Source organism: Streptomyces sp. LUP47B (assembly GCF_001746295.1).
GTDB lineage: Bacteria > Actinomycetota > Actinomycetes > Streptomycetales > Streptomycetaceae > Streptomyces.
The window spans coordinates 176,798-203,078 of sequence record NZ_MJAH01000005.1 but is presented as its reverse complement, the minus strand read 5'-3'; the positions used below and the strand labels follow the sequence as shown (position 1 = coordinate 203,078).

The window sequence follows — 26,281 nt, the reverse complement described above, 5'->3', positions numbered from 1 at the left end:
AGGTGTGACGCATGGGGGGCCGCATGAACGATCGCGACGTGCCGTCGAACGAGGAGGCCGGCGAGATCCGCCGTTTCTGGGGCGGGCTCGGTCTGCCGGGTCTCATCGACGTCCACACCCACTTCATGCCCGAGCGGGTCCTGCACAAGGTCTGGGACTACTTCGACACCAACGGGCCGCTGATCGGCGGACTGGGATGGCCGATCACCTACCGGAAGGAGGAGGCGGAGAGAACGGCTCTGCTGCGGGCTTTCGGGGTAAGGGCCTTCACCGCGATGCTCTACCCCCACAAGCCCGGCATGGCCAGGTGGCTGAACGGATGGGCGGCCGACTTCGCCCGCCGCACCCCCGACTGTCTGCACACCGCCACCCTCCACCCCGAGCCGGACGTCGAGACCTATGTCCGCGAGGCCGTCGAAGCGGGGGCGCGGGTGTTCAAGGCACACGTCCAGGTGGGCGCGTACGACCCGGGCGACGAACGCCTCCAACCGGCCTGGGGGCTGCTGGCGGAGGCAGGCATCCCCGTGGTGATCCACTGCGGCTCAGGGCCCGCGCCCGGCAAGCACACCGGCCCCGAGCCCATCGCGCGGGTGCTGGCACGGCACCCGAGGCTACGGCTGATCGTCGCGCACATGGGCATGCCCGAGTACGAGGAGTTCCTCGACCTCGCCGAGCGGTACGACCAGGTGCGGCTGGACACCACGATGGCGTTCACCGACTTCACCGAGGGATTCATGCCGTTCCCGCGCCGGGCCCTGCCCCGGCTCGCCGCACTCGGCGACCGCATCCTGCTCGGCTCCGACTTCCCGAGCATCCCCTATCCCTACCTGCACCAGCTCCAGGCCCTGGAACGGCTGGACCTCGGACCGGAGTGGCTGCGGGCCGTGTGCCACGACAACGCGAGAAGTCTGTTCGACCTGTAACGCCGCCGCCGTGCACGGGCGGAGGGGTGGGGGAAGGGCCGCCTCGACCTCCCCAGGTGCGACGGCCCTTCCCCCGGGTAAGCATCGACTCTGTTACCCCGAAGATCCGGACTCATGCCGCAGGGGTTGACGGACACGTGTGCTGCGGTCACGTTGAACAACGCCAGGGGTGTGGGAGCGCTCCCGTGCCGTACGGGCCGGTACAGGCGTTACTCGCCGTACTGAGCATTCCGGGGCGGGCACCGCATCCCGCCCCGTACCGTCCCCACCTCCGAAGGATGGCCACATGCAGCCCCCTCCGCCCCGTCGCTTATCGCGCAGAGCCCTGGTGACCGCCACCGCTGCCGGTCTGGTCGCCGCCGTCGCCGCTCCCTCGCGGGCGTCCAGCGCCACCCCGACCCGGTTCCACACGGTGGGCCGGGTCAAAGCGGCCGCCGACGGGTTCGTGCGGTACAGCTGGCCCGGCATCTACTTCGAGGGCCGGTTCCGAGGTACCGGTGTCGGAGTGGTCCTGGACGACTCCGTCAACGACTACGACGTCCAGATGGACGGCAGGACCACGGCCACCCTCGTGACCCCGGGCCGAACCACCGCCTGGATCAAGGGGCTCACCGACACCGAGCACCACGTGCGGCTCGTCAAACGGACGGAATGCCCTTGGGCCGAGGGCCTGTTCGGCGGCTTCGTCGCCGCTCCGGGCGGTGCGATCCTCGCCAGGCCGTGCGCCCGGCGCAGGCAGATCGAGTTCATCGGCGACTCGTACACCGCGGGCTACGGCAACGTCTCCGGCACGCGGGACTGTTCGAACAACGGGGGAGTGGACCGGAACACCAACTCCGACCTCTCCTTCGGCGCCCTCACCGCCCGACGCCTCGGCGCCGACTACCAGATCAACGCCTTCTCCGGCCGTGGCATGGTCCGCAACTACAACGGCAGCAGCCCCGGCACCGATTACCGCACCTACTACGACCGTGCCCTGCTGAGCGTGGAGGGCGACGTCTGGCGGAAGCCGGCCGACTGGAGGCCGCAGGCCGTCGTCATCGGCCTGGGCCTCAACGACTTCTCGACACCCCTCAACCCCGGCGAGCGTTGGAGCACGGAGGCCGAACTGGTCGCCGCCTACGAGTCCGCCTACCACGGCTTCCTCGACAAACTGCGTGCCCGCTACGGCCCCGGGACGTTCCTCGTCGTCAGCGCCACCAACCTGGGCTCCAGCCCCTTCGCCGAGACCACCGAGCGCATTGTCCGGACCCGCAATGCGCGGGGCGACGAACGGGTCGGCCACTGGTACTACGACGACCCCGGCCTGGACCACCTGGGCTGCGACTGGCATCCCTCCACGCAGGACCACCGGATCATCTCCGGCCTGCTCGAGGACCACCTCGCCGCGCTTCCGCTGCGCTGGTAGCGGACGGGCCGTCAGCACACCGTCAGGCCGGTCCGGCGTTCAGTTGATGCAGAGCAGGTTGAGCACGCACAGCCCCGACGGATCGGTCGCGGAGGACGAGGAGGTCGACTGCGAAGTCTGCGAGCTGTTGCTGCTCGTGCCCGTGTTCGTTGTCGTCGTGCTGTCCGTGCTCGTGGACGAAGGGGTCTGTTCTGTCGTCGTGCCGCTGCTGCCGGACGTGCCGGTCGATCCCGTCGAGCCGCCGTTGTCGACGCCCGCCGCGACCGACGTGGAGCCCGTGCTCCGGGACTTCGACTGCGAGGCGGTCGTCGCCGTGGGCGTGGGGGAGGAGGCGGAGTCCGTGTGGACCGACGACCGGTTCGTGGTGGACGCGGCGGCGTCCGTCCGCCGGTGCGAGGCGACCGACTTGGAGGGCGCGTTCGTGGACGCCTGCTGTGCCTTGGCGGGCGTCGACGCCGGCAGGGCGTCGTCCGAGGTCGGCAGCTCCGCCACGCCCATGGACCGGTTGTCGGGCGAAGTGGCCGCCTGCGCCCGGACGTTGGACTGCTGGTTCATCGCGGTGACGGTCAGGCCACCACCGACGAGGGCGACGGCGGTCGCGACCACCGCCTTGCGCTGGTTCTTCCGCCAGCGGTCCCGCTGACGTCGGCGCGCCGCCCGGCCCTCCGCCGCCACCGGCGCGTCCGTCACGTCGTCGGACGGCGCCTCGGCGGGGTCGGACCCGGCCGCCGGCTCCTCATGGAGTCCCGCGTCGCGCCATGTGGGTGCTTCGTCCCATGCCGCTGCCGCCACGCCCGTCGTCGCGTAGATGTGGGCGGGGGGAGCGATGTCCGGGGCGTAGGCGCCGCATCCGGGACACGCCAGGGCGCCGTTGAGATGCCGGCGGCACGAGGAGCAGTAGTCCATCTGGTCTTCCTGAGTCGACTGCACCATCGGCCCAGTGGCCGTGGCCGGTCTCGTTCGTACGGAGGATCGAGCCGGAGGTAAAAGTAGCGAGGCTTTCGAAAGGCGGTGTGCAGCCTGTGTGATGCTCCTGCGCAGATGTCCGTGGGGTGACGTGGGCGGGAGGGGCGTACGTCGTTTTCGCGCCCCTTGGTCCTCTGTGTTCATGGAGTCCCCCTGCGAACCGGTGTGCGATCTCATCCGGGTGACGCACCCCCTGTGGACGCTCCGCGCGCCGCTGCACGCGCCGCCAGTGCCTCCAGCAGCAGGTCCACCGCCTCCTCGAACGAGCTGTCCGCCATGCCCGGCAACTCGCGCCGTACCGCGGTGAGTGCCGGGTACGCCACCGGGTCCAGGTCCTGGTAGACGTCCCGCCACGCCCGATGGTCGGCCTCGCGCTGCTGCCGGGGGAGTGCCTGGAACGCCGCGTCGGTGGCCGCGTGGCTGAGCACGGTGTCGATGAAGGCGAGGTACAGGCGCGCGGCGGCGGCCCGCTCGAAGCCCGCGGAGAGCAGCAGGCCGATCCCCGTGTCCACCGCCCGGATCTCGCTCCTGCGCCGGGTCACCCGGTGCGCGGCCATGGCGGCCGCCCGAGGATGGGCGAGGTATCCGGCACGGACCCGCAGGGCCATCTCGCGCAGCGAGGCCGCCCAGTCCTCTCCGGGGACGAATCCGGCCATCGCGTCACCGATGATCCGGTCCGCGATGGCGAGCACCAAGTCGTCGGTGTCGTGGAAATAGCGGTAGAGGGCGGTCGGGTCGCAGCCCAGCGCCGCGCCGAGCCGACGCACGCTCAGCGCCTCGGGACCGTGCTCCTCGATCAGCCGCAGGGCCGTCTGCACGATGAGGTCCTCGGACAGCAGGACTCCGGAGCGAGTGGGCCGCCGGCGTCGGCGCTCCTGCGGGACACGGCTGGACATGGGCACGTTCCTCTCGTCCGGGCACGCTCAGTGAACGACCCCCATCCGCCTTACGTCAACAGGGTTGACCCAATGTGGACGGCGGCGGTTCCATCACCTCACCGCGCGGCTCTTCCCGTCTCCCGTCCCCGAGGAGCCCTTCATGTCGTCAGCACCGCCCCTGCCCTCCGCGCCGGGCTCGGCCCTGCGCCGTTCCCTCGGCGTCGTCGACGGCGTGGCCATCGCCGCGTCGAGCACCGCGGCCACCACCAGCATCGCCATCGGCATGGGCACGATCGCGACCATCGTGGGCCTCCAGGCCCCGGCGCTGCTGTTGCTGGCCTTCCTGCCGGTCCTCGGCATCGCCACCGCCTACGCCCGTCTGAACCGCTCGGAGCCGAACTGCGGCAACGGCTACGTCTGGGTCGGCAGGGCCCTCGGGCCCTGGCCCGGCTTCCTGACCGGCTGGGTCACCCTGGTCGGCTCGGTCATCTTCTGCGCCTACACCAGCGCGATCATGGGTTCGGTCGTCCTGGCCTTCGCCAACAAGGCCGGACTGCACAGCCTCGCCGGCATCACCCTCGACCCCACGTCCACCGGTGTCACCACGGCTGTCGGGCTGGTGATCCTCCTCGGCCTCACCGCCCTGGCCGTCACGGGGGTGCGGTCCGCCACCCGCTTCCAGTTCGCCCTGCTGATCTTCGAGTACTCCGTGCTGCTGGCCTTCTGCGGCTGGGCCCTGGTCACCGGGGACCACGCCGTCTCCCTGTCCTGGTTCAACCCCTTCGAGATCTCCAGCGGCACCACCTTCGCCCAGGGCATGGTGCTCGCGGTCTTCTTCTTCTGGGGCTGGGACGCGGCCTTCAGCGTCAACGAGGAGACGAAGAGCCCGGGTGACGCGGCCCGCGGCGGCCTCATCGCCCTCTTCGCCATGCTCGGTCTGTTCCTCTTCGCCTCAGTAGCCTTCCAGCGGGAGATGAGCCTGGCCGAACTCGTCAGAAACGGCCCCCAGGCACTCCCGTACCTCGGCGAGAAACTGGCCGCCGAACCCTGGGCCACCCTGCCCCTGGTCGCTCTGATGTTCTCCGCCGTCGCCTCCGTGCAGGCCACTCTGATCCCCACGGCACGCGGCCTGTTCGCCATGAGCCGTGACCGCACGATGGGCCCGGTGTGGACCCGGACCCACCCCCGCTACGGCACCCCCGCTGCCGGCACGGTCGTCGTGATGGCCATCGCCGGAGTGATCGCCCTGCTCGCCGTCGCGATCCCCAAGCTGAGCGACATGCTGCTGGCCGCCGTCAACGCCATCGGTCTGATCGTCGCCCTCTACTACGGCCTCACCGCGGTGGCCTGCGCCGTGCGCTTCCGCTCCGCGCGGCACGAAGGAGCACGGGAGGCGCTGCTCGCCATCGGCGTGCCCGCCGCGTCCGGCCTGATCCTGCTCGGGCTCGGCGGCTACCTCGGATACTCGTACCTGACCATGAGCGACCACTTCGAACTCAGCCCGGACAACGGCTGGTTCATGTTCTCGCTGCCCGCCGCGATCGTCCTCGCCGGCCTCGGCATGGCAGCCGTCGCCAAGTACGTGAGGCACTCGCCGTACTTCACGACCGGGCGCGGCACCGACGCCGAGTCCCTGACCCTGCCGATGGACCGTACGGCGGTCTGACCTTCTCTGGAGCCCACTCACATGTCACACACCGCGGACCTCGTCCTCACCGGCGGTCCCGTGCACACCGTCGATCCCGCCCGCAGCCGGGCCACCGCCGTGGCCGTGCGCGACGGGCGGATCGCCGCCGTCGGCCACGACGAGGTGCGCGAGCTGATCGGCCCGCGTACCGAAGTCGTCGACCTGGCGGGCAAGTTGCTGCTCCCGGGCTTCCAGGACGCCCACGTCCACCCGCAGGGCGCGGGCCTCGAACTCGGCCTGTGTCACCTCGCCGACACCGTGGACCCGGCCGAGTACCTGCGCAGGATCAAGGCGTACGCCGATCAGCACCCGGACGCCGAGTGGATCACCGGGGGCGGCTGGTCCCTGGAGGCGTTCCCGGGCGGTGCTCCCACGGCTGTGGCCCTCGACGCGGTCGTGTCTGACCGGCCCGTCTTCCTGCCCAACCGCGACCACCACGGCGCCTGGGTCAACAGCCGGGCCCTGGAGCGCGCGGGCATCGACTCCCGTACCCCGGACCCGGTCGACGGCCGGATCGAACGCGACGCCGACGGCAACCCCACCGGCATGCTCCAGGAGGGCGCGGTCCACCTCGTGGGAAGGCTGGTTCCCGATCCCACACCGCAGGACCAACTCGCGGCCCTGCTGCGGGCCCAGTCCGTGCTGCACTCGTACGGCGTCACCGCCTGGCAGGACGCCATCGTCGGCGCGTACGCCAACATGACCGACCCGGCGCCCACCTATCAGGCGGCCCTCGACCGGGGACTGCTCACCGCCCGCGTCGTCGGCGCCCTGTGGTGGGACCGTGAGCGGGGCGCCGAGCAGATTCCCGAACTCGTCGCCCGACGCGAGGAGTTGCACCGTGGCCGGTTCCGTGCCACCACGGTGAAGGTCATGCAGGACGGCGTCGCGGAGAACCACACCGCCGCGATGCTCGACCCGTATCTGACCGGTTGCGGCTGCTCCTCGGACAACAGCGGCATCAGCTTCGTCGAACCGGGTGAGTTGAGGAAGTACGTCACCGAGCTCGACGCGTCCGGCTTCCAGGTCCACTTCCACGCGCTCGGCGACCGCGCGGTCCGTGAGGCCCTCGACGCCGTGGAGTCCGCCCGTGCGGCCAACGGGTGGCGCGACACACGGCACCACCTCGCACATCTGCAGGTCGTGCACCCGCACGACGTCCCCCGGTTCCGCACCCTGGGCGCGAGCGCCAACCTCCAGATGCTGTGGGCCGCCCACGAACCGCAGATGGACGAACTGACCCTGCCCTTCCTCGGCGCGGAACGCGGCACCCGGCAGTATCCGTTCGGTGATCTGCTGCGCGCGGGCGCGACCCTCGCCGCCGGCAGCGACTGGCCGGTCAGCAGCCCCGACCCCCTCCAGGCCATCCATGTCGCCGTCAACCGGATCGCCCCCGACGCGCCCGCCGGCACCCCCGAGTTCCTTCCGGAGCAGCGCCTCGACCTGGGGACCGCCCTCGCCGCGTACACAGCGGGCAGCGCCTACGTGAACCACCTCGACGACATCGCCGGGAGCATCACCGTGGGCAAGTCGGCCGATCTCGTCGTCCTCGACCGCGATCCGTTCGCGGGGCCGCCCGAGGAGATCGCCGCCACTCGGGTCCTGGAGACCTTTGTCGACGGTCGGCGAGTTCACGCGGCGCGGGACGCCTGAGCCGCTATCCGACGGGAAAATCGAAATAGGTGTCCGGATAGGGCTCGTCCCTGAGGGTGTAGTGCCACCACTCGCATTCGTATGGGCTGAAACCACAGGCATCCATGAGGGAGCGCAGGTGATGGCGGTTCTTGGCTACGGCCGGCGTGATCCCCCCTGCTCCATGATGCGAGAGGGAATCCATCAGGTCATGGCCACCGCCCATGGGGACGAGTTCGCCGGTCGACAGGAGATACAGCGTCAAGTCAACGGTGCTTCCCCGGCTGTGGCCCGACTTCTCGGCCACGTACCCCTTGTCGAACATCTCGGCTCTGTCGATGTTCGGGTAATGCCGTGGCTTGGTCCGGCCGTCCTCCGGTTGTCGTGACCAGCGCACAAAGCAGTCCACGGCGCGTTGCGGGCGGTACCCGTCCCACAGGAGCAGACCGAAACCGAGGGACTCGGCCCTGTCCCGCGCCCTTTCCAGAGCCGCGCACACGGTCCTCGTGCCGACTATTCGGTTTGCCAGGTATCCGTCGACCGGCTTGCCGGTGAAGTTGTCCCAGGTGGCGTACTTGGCATCCCAGCGTATTCCGGGTACGTGTTCGTCGACGAAGACGAAGTCGTCCGTCATTGGCTTTTTCCCGTCAACGCCAGCGACACCACCCGGTCGATCACTTCGGCGAGCGGCAACCCTGCCGCAGCCATCATCCTCGGATAACGGCTGTACGCGGTCATACCGGGCAGGGTGTTGACCTCGTTGAGGATTACTTCGCCGTCCTCCTTGAGGAACATGTCCACGCGTGAGAGCCCCCTGCACCCCAAGGCGCGGTACACGGCTTTGGCCGTCTCCTGAACAAGGGATCGCGACTCCGCCGGAATGTCGGCGGGAACGATCGCTGTCGAGTTCTCGGAGCCGCTCTCAGGCTCTGACTCCTGATGGATTCTGAAGAAGCCGTGCGAGAGGGCGATCCGATCCACCTCGCCCACGACCAGATCCGGACCGTTCCCCAGCACGGCGCATCCGATCTCGCTGCCGACGACCGCCTCTTCGATCAGCACCTTCGAGTCGTACTGCCCTGCGCTTTTCACCGCGCTCAGGAGTTCCTCTTTGCGGGACACCTTGCTGACGCCGAAGGACGACCCCGACCGGGCCGGCTTCACGAAAACAGGACAGGTGAACCGGTCGGGATCAATGCTTTCGTCCGCCGCGACCGTCCAGAACTTCGGCGTGGCGATACCCGCGTTTCCGGCGACGAGGTAGGCAAGGGATTTGTCCATGCACAGGGCGGAGCCTTGGACATCGCAGCCCACGTAAGGGATGCCGGACATTTCCAGCAGCCCCTGTATCGCGCCGTCCTCACCGAACCTGCCGTGCAGAACGGGAAACACGACGTCCAAACGGATCGTTTCGTATCGCCCCTGCTCAAGAACGAGCAGTCCCTGCGCGCTTCGGTCCGGTGACAGGGCGACGGGACGACACCTGCCGCTCTCCCACTCCGGTTCAGGGCCGTCACAGAGCAGCCAAGCGCCGCCCTTCGTTATCCCGACATAGAACGGTTCATACTTCTCGGTGTCGAGATTTCGTGCGACCTCCTGTGCCGACTTGACGGAGACACCGTGCTCTTCGGAGCATCCCCCGAATATGACTCCGACCTTCAACTTAGCCATGCTGACTCCTGCTTTCGAATTTCAGGCAGTTGGTGATCGAGTTTTGGACCGTGTCGCTCAGGGCGTGATCGGTGTAGTAGGCGATGTGTGGACTGATGAGCACATTCGGGAGCTTTTGCAGCCGCAACAGCAGCTTGCTCTCAATGAGCTTGTTTCTGCAGTCGGCGTAGAAAATGCCTTCCTCTCCTTCGAGCACATCCAGCGCCGCACCGCCCAATCGGCCGCTTTCCAAGGCGAGAACAAGGGCCTCGGTGTCGAGAAGTGGACCGCGTGCGGTGTTGATGACGAAAGCGCCCTGCTTCAACCGCTCGATACGCAAATGATCGAGCAGGTGATACGTGTCCGGGGTGAGCGGTGCATGGAGCGTTACGATGTCGCTCCGCTGCAGCAGCTCATCGAGCGGAACGTAGTCGGCTGCGATCTTGGGGCGATTGTCGTGCGCCAGTATGCGACAGCCGAAACCGCACAGCCTTTCCATGACTGCTGTGCCGATGCGTCCTGTTCCGATCACGCCTACGGTGAGGTCGCGCAGTTCCCTTCCGCGCACATCGTTCAGCCGGTAATCGTGCTCGTCCCCCCGGCGGACAGTGGATTTCGCGTTCCGTACCGCCATCAGCATCAGCATGAGCGTGTAGTCAGCGACACTGTCGGGCGAATAGGTGACGTTTTCTACGGAAATGTCGACGTCAGCCGCGTATTCCACGTCGATGTGGTTGCAGCCGATACTCCTTGTGGAGATGTACCTCACGCCGGCTTGCCCGAGGGCAAGAAGAGTGGCATGGGTGACGCGGGTCTTATGGCCTACGCTGATGCACCGGTTTCCGAAGGCCAGTGAGACATTGGTCTCGGATACCGGGGCCTCCGTGATGGTCGGTATCACGCCGAAGCGGGGCGCCATCTCGCGGAACAAACGGGCCTCGTCCTGCCCGCATCCATAGATGGTGATCCCCGTTGCCGGTCCGCTGTAGGTCATGCCGCCAGTCAAGGCAGTGACGTGTTGCCGGCATGTATGTGGTTTTCGATATGCCGACGATATGTTCCCGATGAGTGTCGGTACTCATAGGTAACGTATCGTCGCCGTATCGAAAACCACATACGCGCCGACAACACCACATCACCTTGACTTGAGGCATGACCTACGGCGAACCAGCTTCCGTCAGCCCCAGCGGCGCCCTGTCGTGATCCCGCTCAGCGTCGGTGAGATCGCCGCGGTCGTCGGCGGCAGGGTCGAGGGCGACGGCTCCGTGACGGTGACCGCGCCGGCCGTGCTCGACGGCAGACAGGCCGAGCCGGGCGGCCTCTTCGTCGCCTTCGCAGGCGAGCATGTCGACGGTCACGACTACGTCCGCCAAGCCGGCCTTTCAGGCGCGGTGGCCGTGCTCGGCTCCCGGCCCACTCCGCTGCCCACCGTCGTCGTCGACGACGCCCGGGCCGCGCTGCAGACACTCGCCACCCACGTCGTGGCCCGGCTGCGCGACGAGCTGACCGTTGCCGGACTGACCGGCTCCCAGGGCAAGACCGGCACCAAGGACCTGCTGGCCGCCGTGCTTTCGAGCGCCGCGCCGACGACCGCCACGATCGGCTCCCTCAACAACGAACTCGGTGTGCCGCTCACCATGCTGCGCGCCGACACGGCCACCAGGTTCCTCGTCCCCGAGATGGGAGCCCGCCACATCGGAGACATCGCCGCGCTCACGGGCCTGGTCGCGCCCGACATCGCCGTCGTTCTCAACGTCGGCCAGGCCCACCTCGGCGAGTTCGGGTCACGCGCGGCCATCGCCCGGACCAAGGGCGAGCTGATCCAGGGCCTGGCACCGGGCGGCACCGCCGTCCTCAACGCCGACGACCCCCGGGTGGCGGCGATGCGCTCACTCACGGACGGCCCGGTACTGACCTTCGGCCGGGCCGAGCACGCCGACCTGCGCGTGACCGACCTGACGCTGGACCGGCTCGGCCGGCCGTCCTTCACGCTGCGGACCGCCGACAACTCGGCACCCGTCGCGCTGTCACTCGTGGGTGCCCACCAGGCGCTCAACGCGTCGGCTGCCGCGGCCGCGGGGCTGGCGGCCGGCGTACCCCTCGACGTGGCCGCGGCGGCGCTGGCGACCGCCTCGCTGTCACCGTGGCGCATGGAACTGCGCGAGCTCGCCGGTGGCGCAACGCTGCTCGACGACTCCTACAACGCCAACCCCGACTCGACCCGCGCCGCTCTGGACGCGCTGGTGGTGATCGAGGGCGGGCGCCGCATCGCCGTCCTCGGCGAGATGCTCGAACTCGGCGCCGACGGCGCGGCCGAGCACCGCGCCGTCGGCGAGTACGCCGCCTCCCGTGCCGAAGTCGTCGCCGCGGTCGGTGCGGCCGCCCGGTCGATCGCCGCCGGCGCAGGAGAGCGGGCGGTGGTGCTGGCCGACAACGACGCGGCGGTCGACTGGCTGCGCGGCCATATCGCCGTCGGCGATGTGGTCCTCGTCAAGGCATCCCGCGGAGCGCGCCTCGACGAGGTCGCCGCCGCGCTCGCGCAGGGGCGTCAAGAGGCCCCGTGTCGCCCGCGCCGCTTCATATAGAGGTCGAAGGCCCGGTAGACCATCGGCCGCAGTGGCAGGTCCCACTCACCGACGTACCTCACCGCCCGGCCGCCGGTGCCGACCTTGAACTGGACCAGTCCGACATGCGGGTCGTCGGCGTCCAGGGTGGGGGTGATGCCGCGCAGGTCGTAGACGTCGCAGCCGGCCGCCAGCGAGTCGCGGATCATCGCCCACTGGCAGGCGTTGGAGCCGCGCACCTCGCGCTTCTCGGTGGAGGAGGCACCGTAGGAGTACCACGCGTGCTCGCCGACGCGGACCAGGACGGTGGCGGCGACCAGGTCGCCTCGGTGACGGGCGAGGTAGAGCCTGATCCGCTCGGGATCCTCCGCGCTCAGCGCCGCGAACATGGTGTCGAAGTAGCGCAGCGGCCGGGGTGTGAAGCGGTCCCGCTCGGCGGTGTGGACGTAGAGATCGTGGAACGCCTTCACGTCCGCAGCGACCGTGACCTCGACTCCTTCCCTGGCCGCCTTCCTGATGTTGCGGCGCCAGAGCTGGTTCATGCCCCTGAACACGTCGTCCTCGGTCCTGCCGGCCAGCGGGATCTCGTATTTGTACTGCGGATGCCCGACCCCGAAGCCGTCCTCGGGGCTCTGCGGAAGCCAGCCGGCGTCCGTGAGCCGGCTGGTCACGCGGGCACCGACCGGGTCGGCCCACTGTCGTGACAGCTCGGTGAGCCGTTTGATGCCCGGGTCCGCGATGCCCTCCTTGACCTGGTCGGCGCTCCAGGCGTTCGTGCGCACCGGCGGGCCGAGCCTGATCGCGAACGCGCCGTGTGCCTTGAGGTAGGACGCCAGTGGGTCGAGCCACGGGTCGATCTCGCCGGTCCAGTCGATGACCGGTCCCTCGGGGAGATAGGCCAGTGTGAAGCGCTCCATCCGTGGCACCGGTCGGTGCAGGACGAGCCCGGCACCGACCAGCCGCCCGGCGTCGTACCAGCCGAGGGACTCGCTGCGCCACTGCGTCTTCACCCGGCCCCACGCCGGAGTCTGCAGGAAGCTGACCGACCGCTGGGTCCGCACGAACGCCAGATGTTCGGCCGCGCTGATCGGCCCGACCGTAAGCCTCACCGGGCGTTCTCGGTTCCTGTGCCTGCTTCGCTGTAGGACATGTCCCCAGTCAAGGCAGCGGGGTGTTGCCGACACGTATGCGGTTTTCGATACGCCGACGATATGGGCCGGCTCGGCCGACCCCCAGGGGATTCCGATGTCCGGGGACGGGGAAGTCGGGATCTTGCAAGATGCTGGACCTGGCGCGCGCCGACCTCCCCAACTTCCCCCGCCCCTGAAGTCCGTCGATCCGAGGAACGTCATGACATCGCACAGCCCGGCCAGTGCCCACGGAGCCGCCCTGCTCGCCGATCCTCTCCGGAACAAGGGCACCGCCTTCAGCCCCCAGGAGCGTGCCGAACTCGGTCTGGACGGGCTGCTGCCACCGGCGACGGAGACGCTCGACGAGCAGGCGGACCGGGCGTACGAGGCGTTCCTCGGCTACGACAAGCCGCTCAACCGGCACATCTACCTGCGCCAGCTCCAGGACACCAACGAGGTGCTGTTCTACAGCCTGCTCACCCGCCATCTGGAGGAGATGCTGCCGGTCGTCTACACGCCCACGGTCGGCGAGGCGTGCCGGCGCTTCAGCGAGATCTACCGCAGGCCGCGCGGTCTGTTCCTGACCTACGAGGACCGCCACCGCTTCCGGGAGATCCTGCGCAACCGGCCCGGCGGCGAGGTCGACGTCATCGTCGTCACCGACGGTCAGCGCATCCTGGGCCTGGGTGACCAGGGGGTGGGCGGCATGGGCATCCCGATCGGCAAGCTCAGCCTGTACACCGCCATCGGCGGCATCCACCCGGCTCGCACCCTCCCGGTTCTCCTCGACGCCGGCACCGACAACGAGCAGCTGCTGGCCGGCGAGCACTATCTCGGCCGCAGGCGGCACCGGGTGACCGGGGACGCCTACGACGAGATGATCGAGGCGTTCGTGTCCGCCGTGGAGGCCGAACTCCCCGGGACCCTCCTGCAGTGGGAGGATTTCGCCACCGCGCACGCCCGTCCGATCCTCACCCGCTACCAGGACCGGCTGCTGACCTTCAACGACGACATCCAGGGCACCGCGGCCGTGGCACTCGGAGCGCTGTCCACCGCCACGAAGATCGCCGGAACGCCCCTGACCGACCACCGCATCGTGGTCCTGGGCGCCGGCTCGGCGGCGATCGGGGTCGCCGACATGATCCGCACCGCACTCGTGGAGGAAGGCGACTCCGAACAGCAGGCGGCCGACCGCTTCTGGTTCGTCGACATCGACGGCCTGCTGGTGCGCTCCCGCACCGACCTCACCCCCGAGCAGCGCGTCTACGCGCGCGACGACGCCGAGGTAGGCGACTGGGGTGCGCTCGATCTGGCGCGAGTCGTGGGCGAGGTGAAGCCGACGGTGCTGATCGGGCTCTCCACGGCGCACGGCGCGTTCACCGAACAGATCGTGCGGACGATGGCCGACGCCTGTGACCGGCCGGTGATCCTGCCGCTGTCCAACCCGACCTCGAACGCCGAGGCCGAGCCCGCCGACCTGGCCCGCTGGACCGACGGCAGGGCCCTGATCGCGGCCGGCTCGCCCTTCCCGCCGCTGACGCTGGACGGGCGCGAGGTGCCGGTGGCGCAGGCCAACAACGTCTACGTCTTCCCCGCCGTCGGCCTGGCCGTCACCGCCTGCCGGGCCACCCGCGTGACCGACCGCATGATGGTGGCCGCGGCGCGCGCGGTGGGGGAGTGCGCGGTACAGGCGGGCGCAGACGGGGCCACCCCGTTGCTGCCTCCGCTGGCGAGCATGCGGGACGCCGCCCGCGAGATCGCCCTGGCCGTCGCACTGGCCGCGGTCGAGGACGGCGTGGCCCCCGAGGCCACCGAGGCCGAACTGCGCGAAGCGATCGCGACGACGCAGTGGACACCGCGGTACGCCTCCTGACATGCAACTGCCGGGCCGGGCCGGGCCGCGCCGTCGCGGACCTGGCAGCTCTCAGGCCCTGTGACAGGATCTGCGGTGGGCGCGAGGCCCTGGGGTTGAAGGCAGAGGACGAATGACATGGACCGGCCGCCAGGCATGATGGACGTGGCCCGGGAGGCCGGCGTCTCGCACATCACCGTCTCCCGTGTCATCAACGGCCACCCCTCGGTCCGCCCGGAAACCCGCACCCGGGTCGAGGCCGCTATCCAGAAGCTGGGCTACCGCCGCAACAGTGTCGCCAGGGCGCTCAAGAGCCGGCGTTCCTCGACGATCGGCGTGGTGATCGTCGGGTCGGAGCTGTTCGAGCTGCCGCGTATCCTCCTGGGCGTCGAGACGGCCGCCAAGCAGGCCGGTTACTGGGTGAGCCTGGCCAGCAGACAGGGTGAGAGCACCTCCGCCGACCTCCTGGAGACGCTGCGACGGCTCACCGACCAGTCGGTGGAGGCGATCGCGGTCGTGGCGGACCGGCCCGTCGTGGTGGAGGCGCTGTCCGGCCTGTCCTTCGGGGTGCCGGTCACAGTGGTGATGTCCGGCGGCGCGCCCGACCCCGGTCTGGGTTTCGTCGAGGTCGACCAGGAACTGGGCGCCCGTCTCGCGGTCCGCCACCTCCTCGGCCTCGGGCACCGGGACATCGCCCACCTGACGGGTGCGCTGCGCACCTTCGACGCCCGGGCACGCGTCGACGGCTGGCAGGCCGAACTCGCCGCGGCGGAAGCCGAAGGAGCCCTGCTGGAAGGCGACTTCAGCGCGGAGAGCGGATTCCGCCTGACCCATGAACTCTGCGAAGCCGACACCGGCCTGCCCACCGCGGTGTTCGCCGGGAACGACCAGATGGCGATGGGAGCGCTGGCCGCCTTCGCCGAGCGGGGCGTGAAGGTGCCGCAGGACGTCTCCCTCGTCGGCTTCGACGACATGAAGGGCGCCGGATACCTGGTCCCCGCACTGACCACGGTCCGCCAGGACTTCGCCCACCTCGGCAGGACCGCCATCGAGCAACTGGTGCGGATGCTGGGCGGCGAGCGGGCGGAACGGCGGAAGATCACGCCGGAACTCGTCGTACGGCGAAGCACCGCCGCGCCGCGCGCCGGTTCCTGAAGCCCGCCACCGTTTAGCCGGCCAAGGGGCGAACGACGACGTGACCAGGTAGAAGTCCTCGCCGACCCGGCAGATCGAGGGGTCGGAGTGACTACCGGCGAGAACCGGGTTGGCGAAGGCCGGCACGGGGCGCACTCCGAGTCGGACTAAAAGGGAAGGAACGGGGGTGGGACAGGGACCAGGCCTGCTTGTTAACGTTAACATCGCCTTTGGCCACGACAACGGAGAGACGTGCATGCCCACTGCCGCGAACACCCAGCAGCTGACGTTCCCCGCCGGCTTCCTCCTCGGCTCCGCGACCGCCGCCTACCAGATCGAGGGTGCCGCCGACGAGGACGGGCGCGGCCCCTCCATCTGGGACACCTACTCCCACACGCCGGGCAGGACGTGGAACGGCGACACCGGTGACGTGGCCGCCGATCACTACCACCGCCTCGACGAGGACCTCGACCTCATGGCGTCCCTGGGCCTGAAGGCCTACCGGTTCTCCATAGCCTGGCCGCGCATCCAGCCCACGGGCCGCGGCCCGGCCAACCCCAAGGGGCTCGACTTCTACAGCCGCCTGGTCGACGGCCTGCTCCAGAGGGACATCGCGCCGGTCGCGACCCTCTACCACTGGGACCTGCCCCAGGCCCTCGAGGACGAGGGCGGCTGGACGAACCGCGAGACCGCGTACGCCTTCGCCGACTACGCCCGTGTGGTCGGCGAGGCGCTCGGCGACCGCGTCGCGATCTGGACCACTCTGAACGAACCGTGGTGCTCCGCCTACCTCGGCTACGGCGCCGGAGCCCACGCTCCCGGCCGCAGCGACGGCGCCGCGGCGCTGAGTGCGGTCCACCACCTCAACCTTGCCCACGGACTGGCCGTTCAGCAGCTCAGGGCGGTCACCACCAACGACCCGCAGTACTCGGTCACGCTCAACTTCCATGTCCTGAGGGGCGAGGGCGAGGGTGCCGACGAGGCCGTACGGCGCATCGACGCGCTGGCCAACCGCGCCTTCACCGAACCCCTGTTGCGCGGCCACTACCCGCAGGACCTGATCGAGGACACCGCCGCCGTCACCGACTGGGCGTTCGTGCAGGACGGCGACCTCGACCGGATCCACCAGCCCCTGGACCTGCTCGGCGTCAACTACTACGCCACCACCACCGTTCGCCTCTGGGACGGCGTGACGCCACGTCAGAACAACGACGGGCACAAGGACATGGGCGGATCCCCCTGGCCCGGCTCGACCCACGTCGAGTTCGTGGCACAGGAGGGCCCGCACACCGCCATGGGCTGGAACATCGACCCCGACGGGCTCGAGGAACTCCTCCTGGACCTGCACACCCGGTTCCCGGACCAGCCGCTGGTCATCACCGAGAACGGAGCCGCCTTCGAGGACCAGCTCTCCACCCGCCCCGACGGCAGCCACGCCGTCCACGACCCGGAGCGCATCGACTACCTCCACCGCCACTTCGTCGCCGCCCATCGCGCCCTCGCCGCCGGTGTCGATCTGCGCGGGTACTTCGTGTGGTCCCTGATGGACAACTTCGAGTGGGGATACGGCTACTCGAAGCGCTTCGGCATCGTCCACGTCGACTACGAGACCCAGCGGCGCACGCTCAAGGACAGCGCCGTGTGGTACCGGGAACTGGCGACGACGGGAAGCATTCCGCTGCCGGGGGCCCGGGTGGGCTGACCCGACACGGGCCCCGGGACCATTGGGTGAAGTGTCATGGGAGAGACGGTGCGATGGCTGACGCCGGAGGAGCAGCGCGCGTGGCGTGGGTTCGTCCGGTTGCACGAGCGGCTCGGCGGGCGTCTCGGGCGCCTGCTGCAGTCGGAGTCCCATGTGTCGCCGGCCGACTTCGCGGTGCTGGTCCATCTGACGGACACCCCGGAGGGGCGACAGCGGTACCAGGATCTGGCCCGGGCGCTGGAGTGGGAGAAGAGCCGGCCGGGCGGCGGTCGAGGCGGCGGCCCCGCGTCATGTCGGGGCGGTACGTGAACTGTTCATGGACCATGTCACCCCGGCCGAACTGCGGGTCCTGGCCGAGATCTCCGAGCGCGTCATCGGCAAGCTGGACGAGGAGTCGCCCTGACCCGGCCGGTCTGCGGGAGGGGCGCTTAATCGGTTGCCCGCCGGCCCGGGTGAGGATGCAATGTCCGGCATGCTCACCCAGGCGCGTCCACCACAGCCGGTCAGGATCGGCGCTCTCGTTCCGCTGACCAGGCCCGGCTGGGTCGAGGCGGGCCAGCACCTGCTCGCCGGACTCGAACTGGCCGTCGGCGAGGTCAATGACGCCGACGGGATCGGCGGAAGACCGCTCGAGCTGCTGGTCCGGGACACCGCGGCCGATCCGCGGCGGGCCGCGGCGGCCGTGGACGAACTGGCTCGGCTGGGCGTGGCCGCCGTGGCGGGGGAGTATCACAGCGTCGTCGCCCGCGCCGCTGCCGCCAGGGCCGATGCCCTCGGACTGCCGTTCCTCTGCTCGTCAGCGGTTCTCGACGCGCTGACCGAAGAGCCGACGGAATGGGTCGCGCGCCTGGCCCCGCCGCAGTCCCACGGCTGGCGGGTCTACGCGGACTTCCTCCTCGACGCAGGCCACAGCCGGATCGCCGTGGCGACCGAACCGAGCGTCTACTGGGCCTCGGGGGTCCGCATCCTGCGGGACCACTTCGCTCCACGCGGTGGCACCGTCGTGGAACTCGATGCGCGGGCGCTCGCTCCCGCCGCCGTGTGCGACGCACTCGTCGGCCATCGCGCCACGGCCCTCCTTCTGCTGGTCGGCCTCCCCGAGCCGGCGGTGTCGATCGTCAGGTCCGTCCGCCGTGACCAGCGCCTCACCGAGACCATGATCGGTGCTCCGGCCGGGCAACCCGAGTTCGCCGAATGGGCGAGGCTGCTGGGCGGCGACGGCGCCGCCGTCCCGTTCCTGCGCTATCTGCCCGGGCGTCTCGGCCCGCTCGGCGCACGGGTCGCGACGGCCCTGCGTGAGCAGCTGTCCGAAGAGCCTTCCTTCGTGGCCTTCGAGGGCTACGACACGATCACCGTCCTCGCCGACGTGCTGCGCTCGCACGGCGCGGACCGGGGGCGCATCGCCGCATCGTGGCCGCACGTGGCGGTCGAAGGCACCCGCGGGCAGATCCGGTTCTCCCGCACGCCCGGCGTCAGCGTTTGGCAATGGGCTGGGACACCGGTCCAGGTCGTCGACCGGGATCCGGCGGAACCCGACCGCTTCCGGATCCGACACGCCGACTGAGAGCCGGGCTTCGGCCGGTCAGGCGGGCTGCCACAGCTCGATGCGGTTGCCCTCCGGGTCGGTGACCCAGCCGAATCGACCGACACCGTCCATGTCCTGCGTCTCCTCGGCCACGTCCGCTCCGCCGGCGCGCAGTTGCGCGAGCATCGCGTCCAGGTCGCTGACCCGGAAGTTGAGCATGGTCTGCTGGGTGCGGGACCCGAAGTAGTCGGTCCCGGACTCGAACGTCGCGAACACCGTGGGTCCGGCTTCCTGACGCCACAAGCCGTTCGCGTCGACGTCCAGGCCCAGGCAGTCGCGATACCACGCGCTCAGGGCAGCCGGGTCGGCCGCCCTGAGGAAGTATCCGCCGATTCCAAGCACACGTTCCATGCCGGCCATCTTGCCAGGAGGGGAGACGTGCCGCCCGTAGGTCTCAGGCCGTCATGGCGTCACGCACGAGCGCGGTGTCACTGGCGGTGGGCCGCTCACGGCAGCAGTGGCAGGGAGCCCCGGGCGGCGTGGCTGAGAATGCGCGGGTCCTCCGCGAAGCGGTCCCGGTGGGCGGCGGGCAGGGGCTCCAGGAAGTACCGCTTGATGTTCTCCACGCGCAGCCGGGAAGCACGTGCGGCGGTCTTCTCACCCAGCGGGGTCAGACGTACCAGACGCCCTCGCCGGTCCTGGCTGATCTCCCTCAGAAAGGTGTCCCCTTAGGCCCCGCGGCCGTCCACCGGTGCCCGTTCGTCCAGGAGTCCTTCGCCTCGCAGGTCGTCCCACAGCTGTGCCGGGATCTCCGCGCCGAACGCCGCCGTATTGCTGCGTACTTCCTCCGCCGTGCGCATGCCGACGACGATGCCCGCGACCGCCGGGTGGCGCAGCGGGAACGCCATCGCCAGCTCCGGGAGGGTCACGCCGTGCGCCTCGCAGACGTCGGCGATGCGGTGCGCACGGTGCAGCAGGCTCGGCGCGGCGGGGGCGTAGTCGAAGGTGCTGCCCTCGGTGGGGCGGGCCGTTGCGAGCAGACCGGAGTTGAAGACCGACGCGGCCAGGACCGACACCCCGCGGTCCGTGCAGGCCGGCAGGAGTTCGTCCAGGGCGCTGTGGTCCAGGAGCGTGTAGCGGCCGGACAGCATCACGACGTCGACGTCCGACTCCTTGACCAGCCGGGTCAGTTTGCCGGGGTGGTACATCCCCGCGCCGATCGCCCCCACCACGCCCTGGGCGCGGAGTTCGGCGAGGGCCGGGTACCCGTCGCGCAGCGCGTCCTCGAAGTGCTCCTCCGCGTCGTGCAGGAACAGCATGTCGACACGGTCCACGCCCATCCGCTCCAGCGAGTCCGCCACGCTGCGCAGCACACCGTCCCGCGTGAAGTCCCACACCCTGCGGTGGGTGGCGGGCACCGCAAAGCTCTCGTCCGTACGGCCCGCCGGGTCCTGCGGGACCAGCAGTCGGCCGACCTTCGTCGACAGGGTGAACTCGTCGCGCGGCCGGCCCCGGAGCAGGGCGCCGGTGCGACGCTCGGAGTGGCCGATGCCGTAGTGCGGGGAGGTGTCGAAGTAGCGGATCCCGCTGTCCCAGGCCGCCTCCAGGGCGCCCGCGGCCGTGTCGTCGTCGAGCGGTGCGAAGAGTCCGCCGAGGGGACCGCCACCGAAGCCCAGCTCCGTGACGTGCACATCGGTCTTACCGAGCCGGTTCCGCCTCATCCACCGTTCCCCTCGTCGGTCGGACACCTCGCGATCATCCTGCCGTGGCGAACGCCCCGGGGCCAGCGATTTACCGGAGCGCGGCTTCCTCCGCCGGCTCGTCGGCCTACCTGTCGTTCCAGGCCTCGTGACCGCGGGCGGTGGTCCCGGGGAAATCGTTGTTCGTGAAGGCGGCCAGGGCCATGGTGTCGATGTCGGACTCAGCTCCCGTCCCCCGATAAGTGATCGTGTCCGGAAGCATCGCCAGCGCCGTCGTGCCCTGTCCCTCCTCGTGCGGGCGCAGCTGGACGCGGATGCCGTGCCGGTCCGCCAGCCGGCCGACCACGTACAGGCCCATGCGCTGGGAGATCGCGACGTCCACGGTGGGCGGTTCGGCCAGCTGGTGGTTGATGTCGGCCAGTTCCCCGGGCGGTAGCCCGATGCCCCGGTCGTGGATCTCGACCATGATCCGGCCGTCGGGCAGTCGCGCCGCGGTGACCAGGACACCGGAGTGCGGCGACGAGAACGTCGTCGCGTTCTCCAGCAGTTCCGCCAGCAAATGCACCAGGTCGGTCACCGCACGGCCGTGGATCTGGGCCTCCGGGACACCCGACAACTCGACCCGCTCGTACTGCTCCACCTCCGAGGCGGCGGCGCGGATCACGTCGACCAGGGGCAGCGGCTGGTCCCACTGCTGGGCGGGGGTCTCGCCGCCGAGCACGAGGAGGTTCTCGCCGTTGCGGCGCACACGCGTGGCCAGATGGTCCAACTTGAAGAGGTTCTCCAGCTGGTCGGGGTCGGCCTCCTTGTCCTCGAGACCGGTGATCAGGGCGAGTTGCCGCTCGATCAGCGACTGGTTGCGGCGCGCCAGGTTGCTGAAGATCGTGTTGATGTTGGCGCGCAGCAGGGCCTGTTCGGCGGCGAGCCTGACGGCCTCGCGGTGCACATGGTCGAAGGCGCGGGCGACCTCGCCGATCTCGTCCGTGGTGGTGATCGGGATCCGCGCCACCTGGGCGTCGACCCGGCCCGGGATGGCCCGGGTGAGCTGGGTGAGCAGCGCGGGCAGGCGCTGCTCGGCGATCTCGAGGGCCGAGGCGCTCAGCCGGCGCATGCTGGTGCTCATCGTCCGGGCCACCCAGGCGGCGAGCAGGAAGGCGGCGAGGACGGCGGTGAGCACCAGTACGGCGTTGATGACGGCGTCGTCGCGGGCGTTGTCGGCGATGCTGTGGGCGTCCGCGAGCGCGCTGTCGGTGAGGTACACCTCGACGCTGCGGTACGCGTCGAAGCTGAGGGTGGAGGCGGCGAAGAACGTCTCGGGCGTGATGCCCTGCGCGGCGAGCTGCGCGGCCGACTTGCCCGAGGCGATCTCGGCGGCCATCTTCTCCAGGCTCGGCGGGGCCACGAAGGTCTTCCCCGCCGCCTCGGCCTGCGTCTGGGCCTTCTCGGCCTGCTCCTTGCCCCGCTTCTCCGCGTCGGACAGGGCCTTGCGCAGCCGCGTCATGTCGTCGGCGGTGCCGGCGCCGGCGTACTCCTGGAGCGCGACCTGTTCGAGGTAGACGTAGGAACTGAACGAGCCGAGCTGGACCTGGAGTTCGCCCTCGGCGAGCTTGTCGCGGTCCTCGACGAGGAGGTGGGTGCCGATCGACCGGATCAGGGATTCGGCGGCCTGGGTGAGGGAGCCGGCGTAGAGGGTGCGGCCGAAGCTGGCCTGGTTGCTGCTGCCGAAGCCGAGCTCGTTGGAGATCTCCATCAGCGGGTGCTGGACGGCGTGATAGCTCTCCTCGGTCTGCACGCCGGTCAGCCGGGAGGTGAAGGCGTTCGCGCGCACCGTCGCGAGCTGCTTCTCGCCGGTGCGGACGAGCTGGACCCGGCGCTGCAGCCCGGCGGTCTGCGGCATCCGTTCCACTGCCTCGTCGAACGCCTTCGCGTCCGCGTCGGTGACGGCCCGGGCCTTGGCGACCACGCTCGACGTCCGGTCGCCCTTGACCAGGGGAATGACCGACACATCGCGTTCGTCGATGGCGTCGCTGGCGTACTTGTTGGCCGCCTGGACCAGTTCGGCCACGCGGACCGCGTCGTCGGCGTCCTGCCAGGTGTCCACGGAACGCTTGACGCGGATGCCACCGAGGACAAGGGCCACGATCACCGGGATGAGGAGGATGGCTTGGAGCTTTCTGGCCACGCGCCAGTTGCGGGTCCCCCATCCCCTGCGGGGGGCGGACGGTGTGTTCGACAAGATGGCCTCACGGTTCTGGTTCGCCTCGCGTCCTGCACTCCTAAGAACGCGGCGCACCGGGGTAGTTGTTCAGATCGGGCGCCGGGTGATTCGGGGAGAGGTGCGCAGGATGAGCGGTTGTGGCCAATTCCTAGCACCATGTCTTCACTTCTGACCCACTTTTCGACGAAGTGGGGCGGTCTCAGCTGCGCGGAGAGCGGCGGACCGTCAGGACGGCCACGTCGTCGTGCGGGCCACCGTTGCCGGCGAACGCGCGGGCGTCGTCGTGCAGGGCCGGCGGCAGCTCGGTGGGGGAGAGGCCGACGTACTCCGCCAGGCGCTCGTCGACCGGGTAGAACGTGCCGTCCGCGGAGCGGGTCTCCGTCAGGCCGTCGGTGCTCAGCAGCAGCGTCGCGCCCTCGGGGAACTCGAACCAGCCCACCGTCGTGGGCTCGTGGGCGAGCTCGGCCAGGCCGAGCGGGACGCCGGGATCCAGCTCGGGAGTGCTGATCGTCCCCTCGTACAGCACATGCGGCAGGACGTGTCCGCAGTTGACGGCCTGGACCTCGGTCTCCGCGTTGACGCAGACGACGAGGGCGGTGACGAAGCGTTCGTCGTCACCGGTGTGCAGGGCATAGGAGTTGTGCCGCACGACGGCGGCGTCCAGGGCGTCCACGAGCCCGGTGAGGGTGGGCTCGCGGTGGGCCGCCTCCCGGAAGGCGCCGATGACGGCGAACGCGGAGCCCACGGCGGCGAGCCCCTTGCCCTGCACGTCCCCGATCAGCACCCGGGTCCCGAAGGGCGAGTCGACGACGTCGTAGATGTCGCCGCCGACGAGCCGTTCCTCCTGGAGCGGCTCGTACACGCCGTTGACCAGGACGTCGTCGGTGAGCAGGGGGAGAGGGTGCAGGATGTGCCGCTGCATGGCCGCGGCGGTGGAGCGCAGACGCAGCATCGCGTGCTCGCGTCGGATCCGCCGGTGGCAGGCGTAGACGGAGGTGGCCGCCAGGGCCAGGGTGAACAGGATCAGCAGGAGCCGGTCGAACCAGTCACCCCCGTCGCGGTTCCGCAGCAGCACGCTGGCGGTGACGACGATCGCCGTCCACACGGCGACGAACGTCGTCTGCCGGACCGTGCCCAGCGCCGAGGCGGCGCCCGGCAGGAACACCAGGAGCCCCAGGAGCCACACCTCGGACCCCGACAGCGTGCCGAGGACCTCGACCAGGCCCGTCACGGTCACCACGCCGGCGACCAGCTGGGCGTTGCCCGGAGGCTCGATGGCGTCGAAGGTGTCGCCAGGTCTCTTGCGGCGGCTACCTGTCATGCGTGCTCCCGGGCAGGTGGTGATCTGGCCCTACGTTATGCAGGCCCGCTCCGGCCCGGTGGCACGCCCCGCCGTTGCGACCCCGGCTACCCGCCCAGCTCCTTGCTGATCCGGTCCAGCATGAACGCCGAGGACTCGTGCGCCCGCTCCTCCCAGGCGAAGACACAGGCTGTCGCCACGCCGTCGAAGTCCAGCTCGCGCAGGGTGCCGAAGAAGGCGTCCCAGTCGACCTCGCCCTGACCGATGTCCAGGTGCTGGTGGATGCGGGCCGTGGTGCCGGGCGGGTTGAGGATGTAGCGCAGGCCGCTCGACCCCTTGTGGTTGAAGGAGTCGGCGATGTGCACGTGCTGGAGCTTGTCACCCGCGTAGCGCATCATCTTCGCGATGTCCGCTCCGGCCTCCGAGGCGCCCGAGAGGTGGAAGGTGTGCGGCGCGCAGTACAGGTAGTTCACCCAGGGCTTGTTGATGGCCCGGACCAGGTCGACCGCGGGGGTGTTCTCCTCGCAGAAGTCGTCGGGGTGGGCCTCCAGGTTCAGAGCGATGCCTTCGCGCTCGAACAGCGGGAGCAGCTCCTCCAGCGAGTTCCAGAACGCGGCCTCGCTCTCGGCGGCGCGCTCGGGACGGCCGTTGAACTCGCTGTTCATCAGCGGGCATTCGAGGTCCGCGGCGATCTCGATCATCCGCTTCCAGTAGCGGACGGCGGCCTGCCGTTCGGTCTCGTCGGGCGACGACCACTTGTACAGCGGCAGCACGGAGGACAGCTTCACACCGTGCGTGCGCAGGGCGTTCTTCAGCTCCGCGACGCGCTCGTCGTCCGCCCGCGGGTGCAGGAAGAACGGCATGAAGTCGTCGCGCGGCGACAACTCGATGTATTCGTAGCCGAGTTCGGCCACCGTGCGCACCATGTCGTCGATCGGCAGGGCGCGGAACATGTACGGGTCGAGGGCGATCTTCACGCGGCACCTCCGTAGAAGGCGGGACGGGGCTTGAGGTCCGTGGCGACGACGAGGCCCGACTCCAGGGCCTCGACGGTCGCGGCGGTGATGACGGTGGCGGCGTACCCGTCCCAGGCGGACGGACCGGTGGGCTCGGCACCGGCGGCGAGGCCCGCGATCCACTCACGGAACTCGGTGTCGAAGGCGTCCCGGAAGCGGCTCACCCAGTCCGTGAGCACCTCGGTGCTGTGCTGGGCGGCGGTCCGCACACCCACCGCGGCCGGGTCGGGCAGCCGTACGAGACCCTCCTCGCCGACCGCCTCGCACTGGATGTCGTAGCCGTACTGGCAGTTGACGAAGACCTCCAGATCGATGCGGACGCCCTTCGCCGTCTCGAAGAGCATGATCTGAGGGTCCTTGAGGTGGGCGAACCGCTTGCTCGTGGCGCGCGGCGTGACCACCTGGGTGGAGACGATCTCGTCGTCCAGGAGCCAGCGCAGCACATCGACCTCGTGCACGGCCGTGTCCAGGGCCGCCATGGCGGAGGTGTACGACTCCGGGACGGTCGGGTTGCGGTGGGCGCAGTGCACGATCAGCGGCTCACCGATCCGGCCCGATTCGATGACCTGCTTCATCTCGCGATAGCCGGCGTCGTAACGGCGCATGAAGCCGACCTGGACCAGGCGGCGGCCGTGGGCCGTCTCCGCCTCGACGATCCTCAGGCAGTCCTCGGCGGTGGTGGCCAGCGGCTTCTCGCAGAACACCGGCTTTCCTGCGGCTATCGCGGTCAGCACGTGCTCGGCGTGGGTGGGACCCCAGGACGTCACGAGGACGGCGTCGACGTCGTCCGCCGCGATGAGCTCGGCGCCGCTCGCGTACACCCGGGCGCCGACCGGTGCCGCCGCCGCCTCGGCACGGGCCGCGTCGATGTCGGTGACCGCGGTGACCCGGGCACCGGTCACGGTGTGGGTGAGACGCCGGATGTGCTCGTGGCCGATCCAGCCGGCGCCGATCACCCCTACACGTACAGTCATGATCGTTTCCTAACGAGTGGTA

21 protein-coding genes and 2 pseudogenes are annotated in these 26,281 nt (G+C 69.8%); 10 read left to right on the top strand and 13 right to left on the bottom strand.

Annotated features, from left to right (window positions below; genetic code table 11):
- Positions 1 to 23 precede the first annotated feature (23 nt).
- Together BFN33_RS17090 and BFN33_RS17085 are read left to right on the top strand one after the other, a co-directional pair.
- Positions 24 to 923: an amidohydrolase family protein gene (locus BFN33_RS17090; RefSeq protein ID WP_088245353.1), complete on the top strand. Its 900-nt coding sequence runs from the start codon at positions 24 to 26 to the stop codon at positions 921 to 923.
- Between the two features lie 286 nt (positions 924 to 1,209).
- Positions 1,210 to 2,331, top strand: a complete 1,122-nt coding sequence (locus BFN33_RS17085; RefSeq protein WP_176742403.1) for an SGNH/GDSL hydrolase family protein — start codon at positions 1,210 to 1,212, stop codon at positions 2,329 to 2,331.
- Positions 2,332 to 2,370: 39 nt separating this feature from the next.
- Here the strand turns inward: BFN33_RS17085 and BFN33_RS53165 are convergent, their stop codons facing one another.
- Both BFN33_RS53165 and BFN33_RS17075 read right to left on the bottom strand, forming a co-directional pair.
- The gene (locus tag BFN33_RS53165) at positions 2,371 to 3,264 is read right to left on the bottom strand and encodes a hypothetical protein (RefSeq protein ID WP_176742402.1); all 894 of its coding nucleotides are present in this window, start codon (positions 3,262 to 3,264) and stop codon (positions 2,371 to 2,373) included.
- Between the two features lie 206 nt (positions 3,265 to 3,470).
- Positions 3,471 to 4,193: a TetR/AcrR family transcriptional regulator gene (locus BFN33_RS17075; RefSeq protein ID WP_069760916.1), complete on the bottom strand. Its 723-nt coding sequence runs from the start codon at positions 4,191 to 4,193 to the stop codon at positions 3,471 to 3,473.
- Positions 4,194 to 4,335: 142 nt separating this feature from the next.
- Here BFN33_RS17075 and BFN33_RS17070 point away from each other — a divergent pair, with 142 nt between their 5' ends.
- Positions 4,336 to 5,841 (top strand): APC family permease, encoded by a 1,506-nt coding sequence (locus BFN33_RS17070; RefSeq protein WP_069760915.1) that lies wholly within the window; start codon positions 4,336 to 4,338, stop codon positions 5,839 to 5,841.
- A 21-nt stretch (positions 5,842 to 5,862) separates the two neighbouring features.
- Entirely contained in the window at positions 5,863 to 7,515 is a 1,653-nt protein-coding gene (locus BFN33_RS17065; RefSeq protein WP_069760914.1) for an amidohydrolase, read from the top strand.
- A 4-nt stretch (positions 7,516 to 7,519) separates the two neighbouring features.
- Here the strand turns inward: BFN33_RS17065 and vanX are convergent, their stop codons facing one another.
- From vanX to vanH, 3 genes are read right to left on the bottom strand one after another with little or no spacing between them, the layout of a single operon-like run.
- Positions 7,520 to 8,128 carry a D-Ala-D-Ala dipeptidase VanX gene (vanX, locus tag BFN33_RS17060; protein WP_069760913.1) on the bottom strand — a complete coding sequence of 203 codons (609 nt, stop codon included), beginning with the start codon at positions 8,126 to 8,128 and terminating at the stop codon, positions 7,520 to 7,522.
- Complete coding sequence (gene vanA-Sc / locus BFN33_RS17055) at positions 8,125 to 9,165, bottom strand: D-alanine--(R)-lactate ligase VanA-Sc (RefSeq protein WP_069760912.1); 1,041 nt, start codon at positions 9,163 to 9,165, stop codon at positions 8,125 to 8,127. Before vanA-Sc ends, vanX begins: the two co-directional genes overlap by 4 nt.
- Complete coding sequence (vanH, locus tag BFN33_RS17050; RefSeq protein WP_069760911.1) at positions 9,158 to 10,138, bottom strand: D-lactate dehydrogenase VanH; 981 nt, start codon at positions 10,136 to 10,138, stop codon at positions 9,158 to 9,160. The genes vanA-Sc and vanH overlap by 8 nt, the downstream gene beginning before the upstream one ends.
- 205 nt (positions 10,139 to 10,343) lie before the next feature.
- Between vanH and murF the strand changes: the two genes are divergently transcribed.
- On the top strand, positions 10,344 to 11,729 hold the full coding sequence (murF, locus tag BFN33_RS17045; RefSeq protein ID WP_069760910.1) for a UDP-N-acetylmuramoyl-tripeptide--D-alanyl-D-alanine ligase: 1,386 nt from the start codon (positions 10,344 to 10,346) through the stop codon (positions 11,727 to 11,729).
- Here murF and BFN33_RS17040 read toward each other — a convergent pair.
- Positions 11,693 to 12,817, bottom strand: a complete 1,125-nt coding sequence (locus BFN33_RS17040; protein WP_069760909.1) for a peptidoglycan bridge formation glycyltransferase FemA/FemB family protein — start codon at positions 12,815 to 12,817, stop codon at positions 11,693 to 11,695. The genes murF and BFN33_RS17040 overlap by 37 nt on opposite strands.
- A 241-nt stretch (positions 12,818 to 13,058) precedes the next feature.
- Here BFN33_RS17040 and BFN33_RS17035 point away from each other — a divergent pair, with 241 nt between their 5' ends.
- On the top strand, positions 13,059 to 14,711 hold the full coding sequence (locus BFN33_RS17035) for an NAD-dependent malic enzyme (protein ID WP_069760908.1): 1,653 nt from the start codon (positions 13,059 to 13,061) through the stop codon (positions 14,709 to 14,711).
- A 117-nt stretch (positions 14,712 to 14,828) separates the two neighbouring features.
- Complete coding sequence (locus BFN33_RS17030; protein ID WP_069760907.1) at positions 14,829 to 15,845, top strand: LacI family DNA-binding transcriptional regulator; 1,017 nt, start codon at positions 14,829 to 14,831, stop codon at positions 15,843 to 15,845.
- A gap of 18 nt (positions 15,846 to 15,863) precedes the next feature.
- On the opposite strand, the pseudogene BFN33_RS53685 reads toward BFN33_RS17030, so the two are convergent.
- A pseudogene (locus BFN33_RS53685) lies at positions 15,864 to 15,971 on the bottom strand (family 43 glycosylhydrolase); the annotation flags it as partial.
- Between the two features lie 109 nt (positions 15,972 to 16,080).
- Between BFN33_RS53685 and BFN33_RS17025 the strand changes: the two are divergent.
- The 3 genes and pseudogenes from BFN33_RS17025 to BFN33_RS17015 all read left to right on the top strand — a co-directional run bounded on the left by BFN33_RS17025 (position 16,081) and on the right by BFN33_RS17015 (position 19,090).
- The gene (locus BFN33_RS17025) at positions 16,081 to 17,526 is read left to right on the top strand and encodes a GH1 family beta-glucosidase (protein WP_069760906.1); all 1,446 of its coding nucleotides are present in this window, start codon (positions 16,081 to 16,083) and stop codon (positions 17,524 to 17,526) included.
- Positions 17,527 to 17,562: 36 nt separating this feature from the next.
- Positions 17,563 to 17,929: pseudogene (locus tag BFN33_RS17020) on the top strand (MarR family transcriptional regulator).
- A gap of 69 nt (positions 17,930 to 17,998) precedes the next feature.
- Entirely contained in the window at positions 17,999 to 19,090 is a 1,092-nt protein-coding gene (locus BFN33_RS17015) for an ABC transporter substrate-binding protein (RefSeq protein WP_176742412.1), read from the top strand.
- Between the two features lie 18 nt (positions 19,091 to 19,108).
- On the opposite strand, the gene BFN33_RS17010 is transcribed toward BFN33_RS17015, so the two are convergent.
- From BFN33_RS17010 to BFN33_RS16980, 6 genes are all read right to left on the bottom strand, one after another.
- Positions 19,109 to 19,462, bottom strand: a complete 354-nt coding sequence (locus tag BFN33_RS17010; RefSeq protein ID WP_069761131.1) for a VOC family protein — start codon at positions 19,460 to 19,462, stop codon at positions 19,109 to 19,111.
- 317 nt (positions 19,463 to 19,779) lie between these two features.
- On the bottom strand, positions 19,780 to 20,772 hold the full coding sequence (locus tag BFN33_RS17000) for an aldo/keto reductase (RefSeq protein ID WP_069760904.1): 993 nt from the start codon (positions 20,770 to 20,772) through the stop codon (positions 19,780 to 19,782).
- Between the two features lie 106 nt (positions 20,773 to 20,878).
- Positions 20,879 to 22,933, bottom strand: coding sequence for a nitrate- and nitrite sensing domain-containing protein (locus BFN33_RS16995; RefSeq protein ID WP_256122774.1), 2,055 nt, complete (start codon positions 22,931 to 22,933; stop codon positions 20,879 to 20,881).
- 235 nt (positions 22,934 to 23,168) lie between these two features.
- Positions 23,169 to 24,290 carry a PP2C family protein-serine/threonine phosphatase gene (locus BFN33_RS16990; RefSeq protein ID WP_069760902.1) on the bottom strand — a complete coding sequence of 374 codons (1,122 nt, stop codon included), beginning with the start codon at positions 24,288 to 24,290 and terminating at the stop codon, positions 23,169 to 23,171.
- An 86-nt stretch (positions 24,291 to 24,376) separates the two neighbouring features.
- The gene (locus tag BFN33_RS16985; RefSeq protein ID WP_069760901.1) at positions 24,377 to 25,246 is read right to left on the bottom strand and encodes a sugar phosphate isomerase/epimerase; all 870 of its coding nucleotides are present in this window, start codon (positions 25,244 to 25,246) and stop codon (positions 24,377 to 24,379) included.
- On the bottom strand, positions 25,243 to 26,259 hold the full coding sequence (locus BFN33_RS16980) for a Gfo/Idh/MocA family protein (RefSeq protein ID WP_069760900.1): 1,017 nt from the start codon (positions 26,257 to 26,259) through the stop codon (positions 25,243 to 25,245). Before BFN33_RS16980 ends, BFN33_RS16985 begins: the two co-directional genes overlap by 4 nt.
- Positions 26,260 to 26,281 lie beyond the last annotated feature (22 nt).

Bases quoted from the DNA above. Each gene is read 5' to 3' on its own strand.
- BFN33_RS53165 (WP_176742402.1), bottom strand. From the start codon at position 3,264: ATGGTGCAGTCGACTCAGGAAGACCAGATGGACTACTGCTCCTCGTGC.
- vanH (WP_069760911.1), bottom strand. From the start codon at position 10,138: ATGACCTACAGCGGACCGGCAACGGGGATCACCATCTATGGATGCGGG.
- BFN33_RS17090 (WP_088245353.1), top strand. From the start codon at position 24: ATGAACGATCGCGACGTGCCGTCGAACGAGGAGGCCGGCGAGATCCGC.
- BFN33_RS17000 (WP_069760904.1), bottom strand. From the start codon at position 20,772: ATGAGGCGGAACCGGCTCGGTAAGACCGATGTGCACGTCACGGAGCTG.
- BFN33_RS17015 (WP_176742412.1), top strand. From the start codon at position 17,999: ATGCTCACCCAGGCGCGTCCACCACAGCCGGTCAGGATCGGCGCTCTC.
- BFN33_RS17025 (WP_069760906.1), top strand. From the start codon at position 16,081: ATGCCCACTGCCGCGAACACCCAGCAGCTGACGTTCCCCGCCGGCTTC.
- BFN33_RS17030 (WP_069760907.1), top strand. From the start codon at position 14,829: ATGGACCGGCCGCCAGGCATGATGGACGTGGCCCGGGAGGCCGGCGTC.
- BFN33_RS17070 (WP_069760915.1), top strand. From the start codon at position 4,336: ATGTCGTCAGCACCGCCCCTGCCCTCCGCGCCGGGCTCGGCCCTGCGC.
- BFN33_RS17010 (WP_069761131.1), bottom strand. From the start codon at position 19,462: ATGGAACGTGTGCTTGGAATCGGCGGATACTTCCTCAGGGCGGCCGAC.
- BFN33_RS17065 (WP_069760914.1), top strand. From the start codon at position 5,863: ATGTCACACACCGCGGACCTCGTCCTCACCGGCGGTCCCGTGCACACC.
- BFN33_RS17075 (WP_069760916.1), bottom strand. From the start codon at position 4,193: ATGTCCAGCCGTGTCCCGCAGGAGCGCCGACGCCGGCGGCCCACTCGC.
- BFN33_RS17035 (WP_069760908.1), top strand. From the start codon at position 13,059: ATGACATCGCACAGCCCGGCCAGTGCCCACGGAGCCGCCCTGCTCGCC.
- BFN33_RS16980 (WP_069760900.1), bottom strand. From the start codon at position 26,259: ATGACTGTACGTGTAGGGGTGATCGGCGCCGGCTGGATCGGCCACGAG.
- vanX (WP_069760913.1), bottom strand. From the start codon at position 8,128: ATGACGGACGACTTCGTCTTCGTCGACGAACACGTACCCGGAATACGC.
- vanA-Sc (WP_069760912.1), bottom strand. From the start codon at position 9,165: ATGGCTAAGTTGAAGGTCGGAGTCATATTCGGGGGATGCTCCGAAGAG.
- BFN33_RS16990 (WP_069760902.1), bottom strand. From the start codon at position 24,290: ATGACAGGTAGCCGCCGCAAGAGACCTGGCGACACCTTCGACGCCATC.
- BFN33_RS17085 (WP_176742403.1), top strand. From the start codon at position 1,210: ATGCAGCCCCCTCCGCCCCGTCGCTTATCGCGCAGAGCCCTGGTGACC.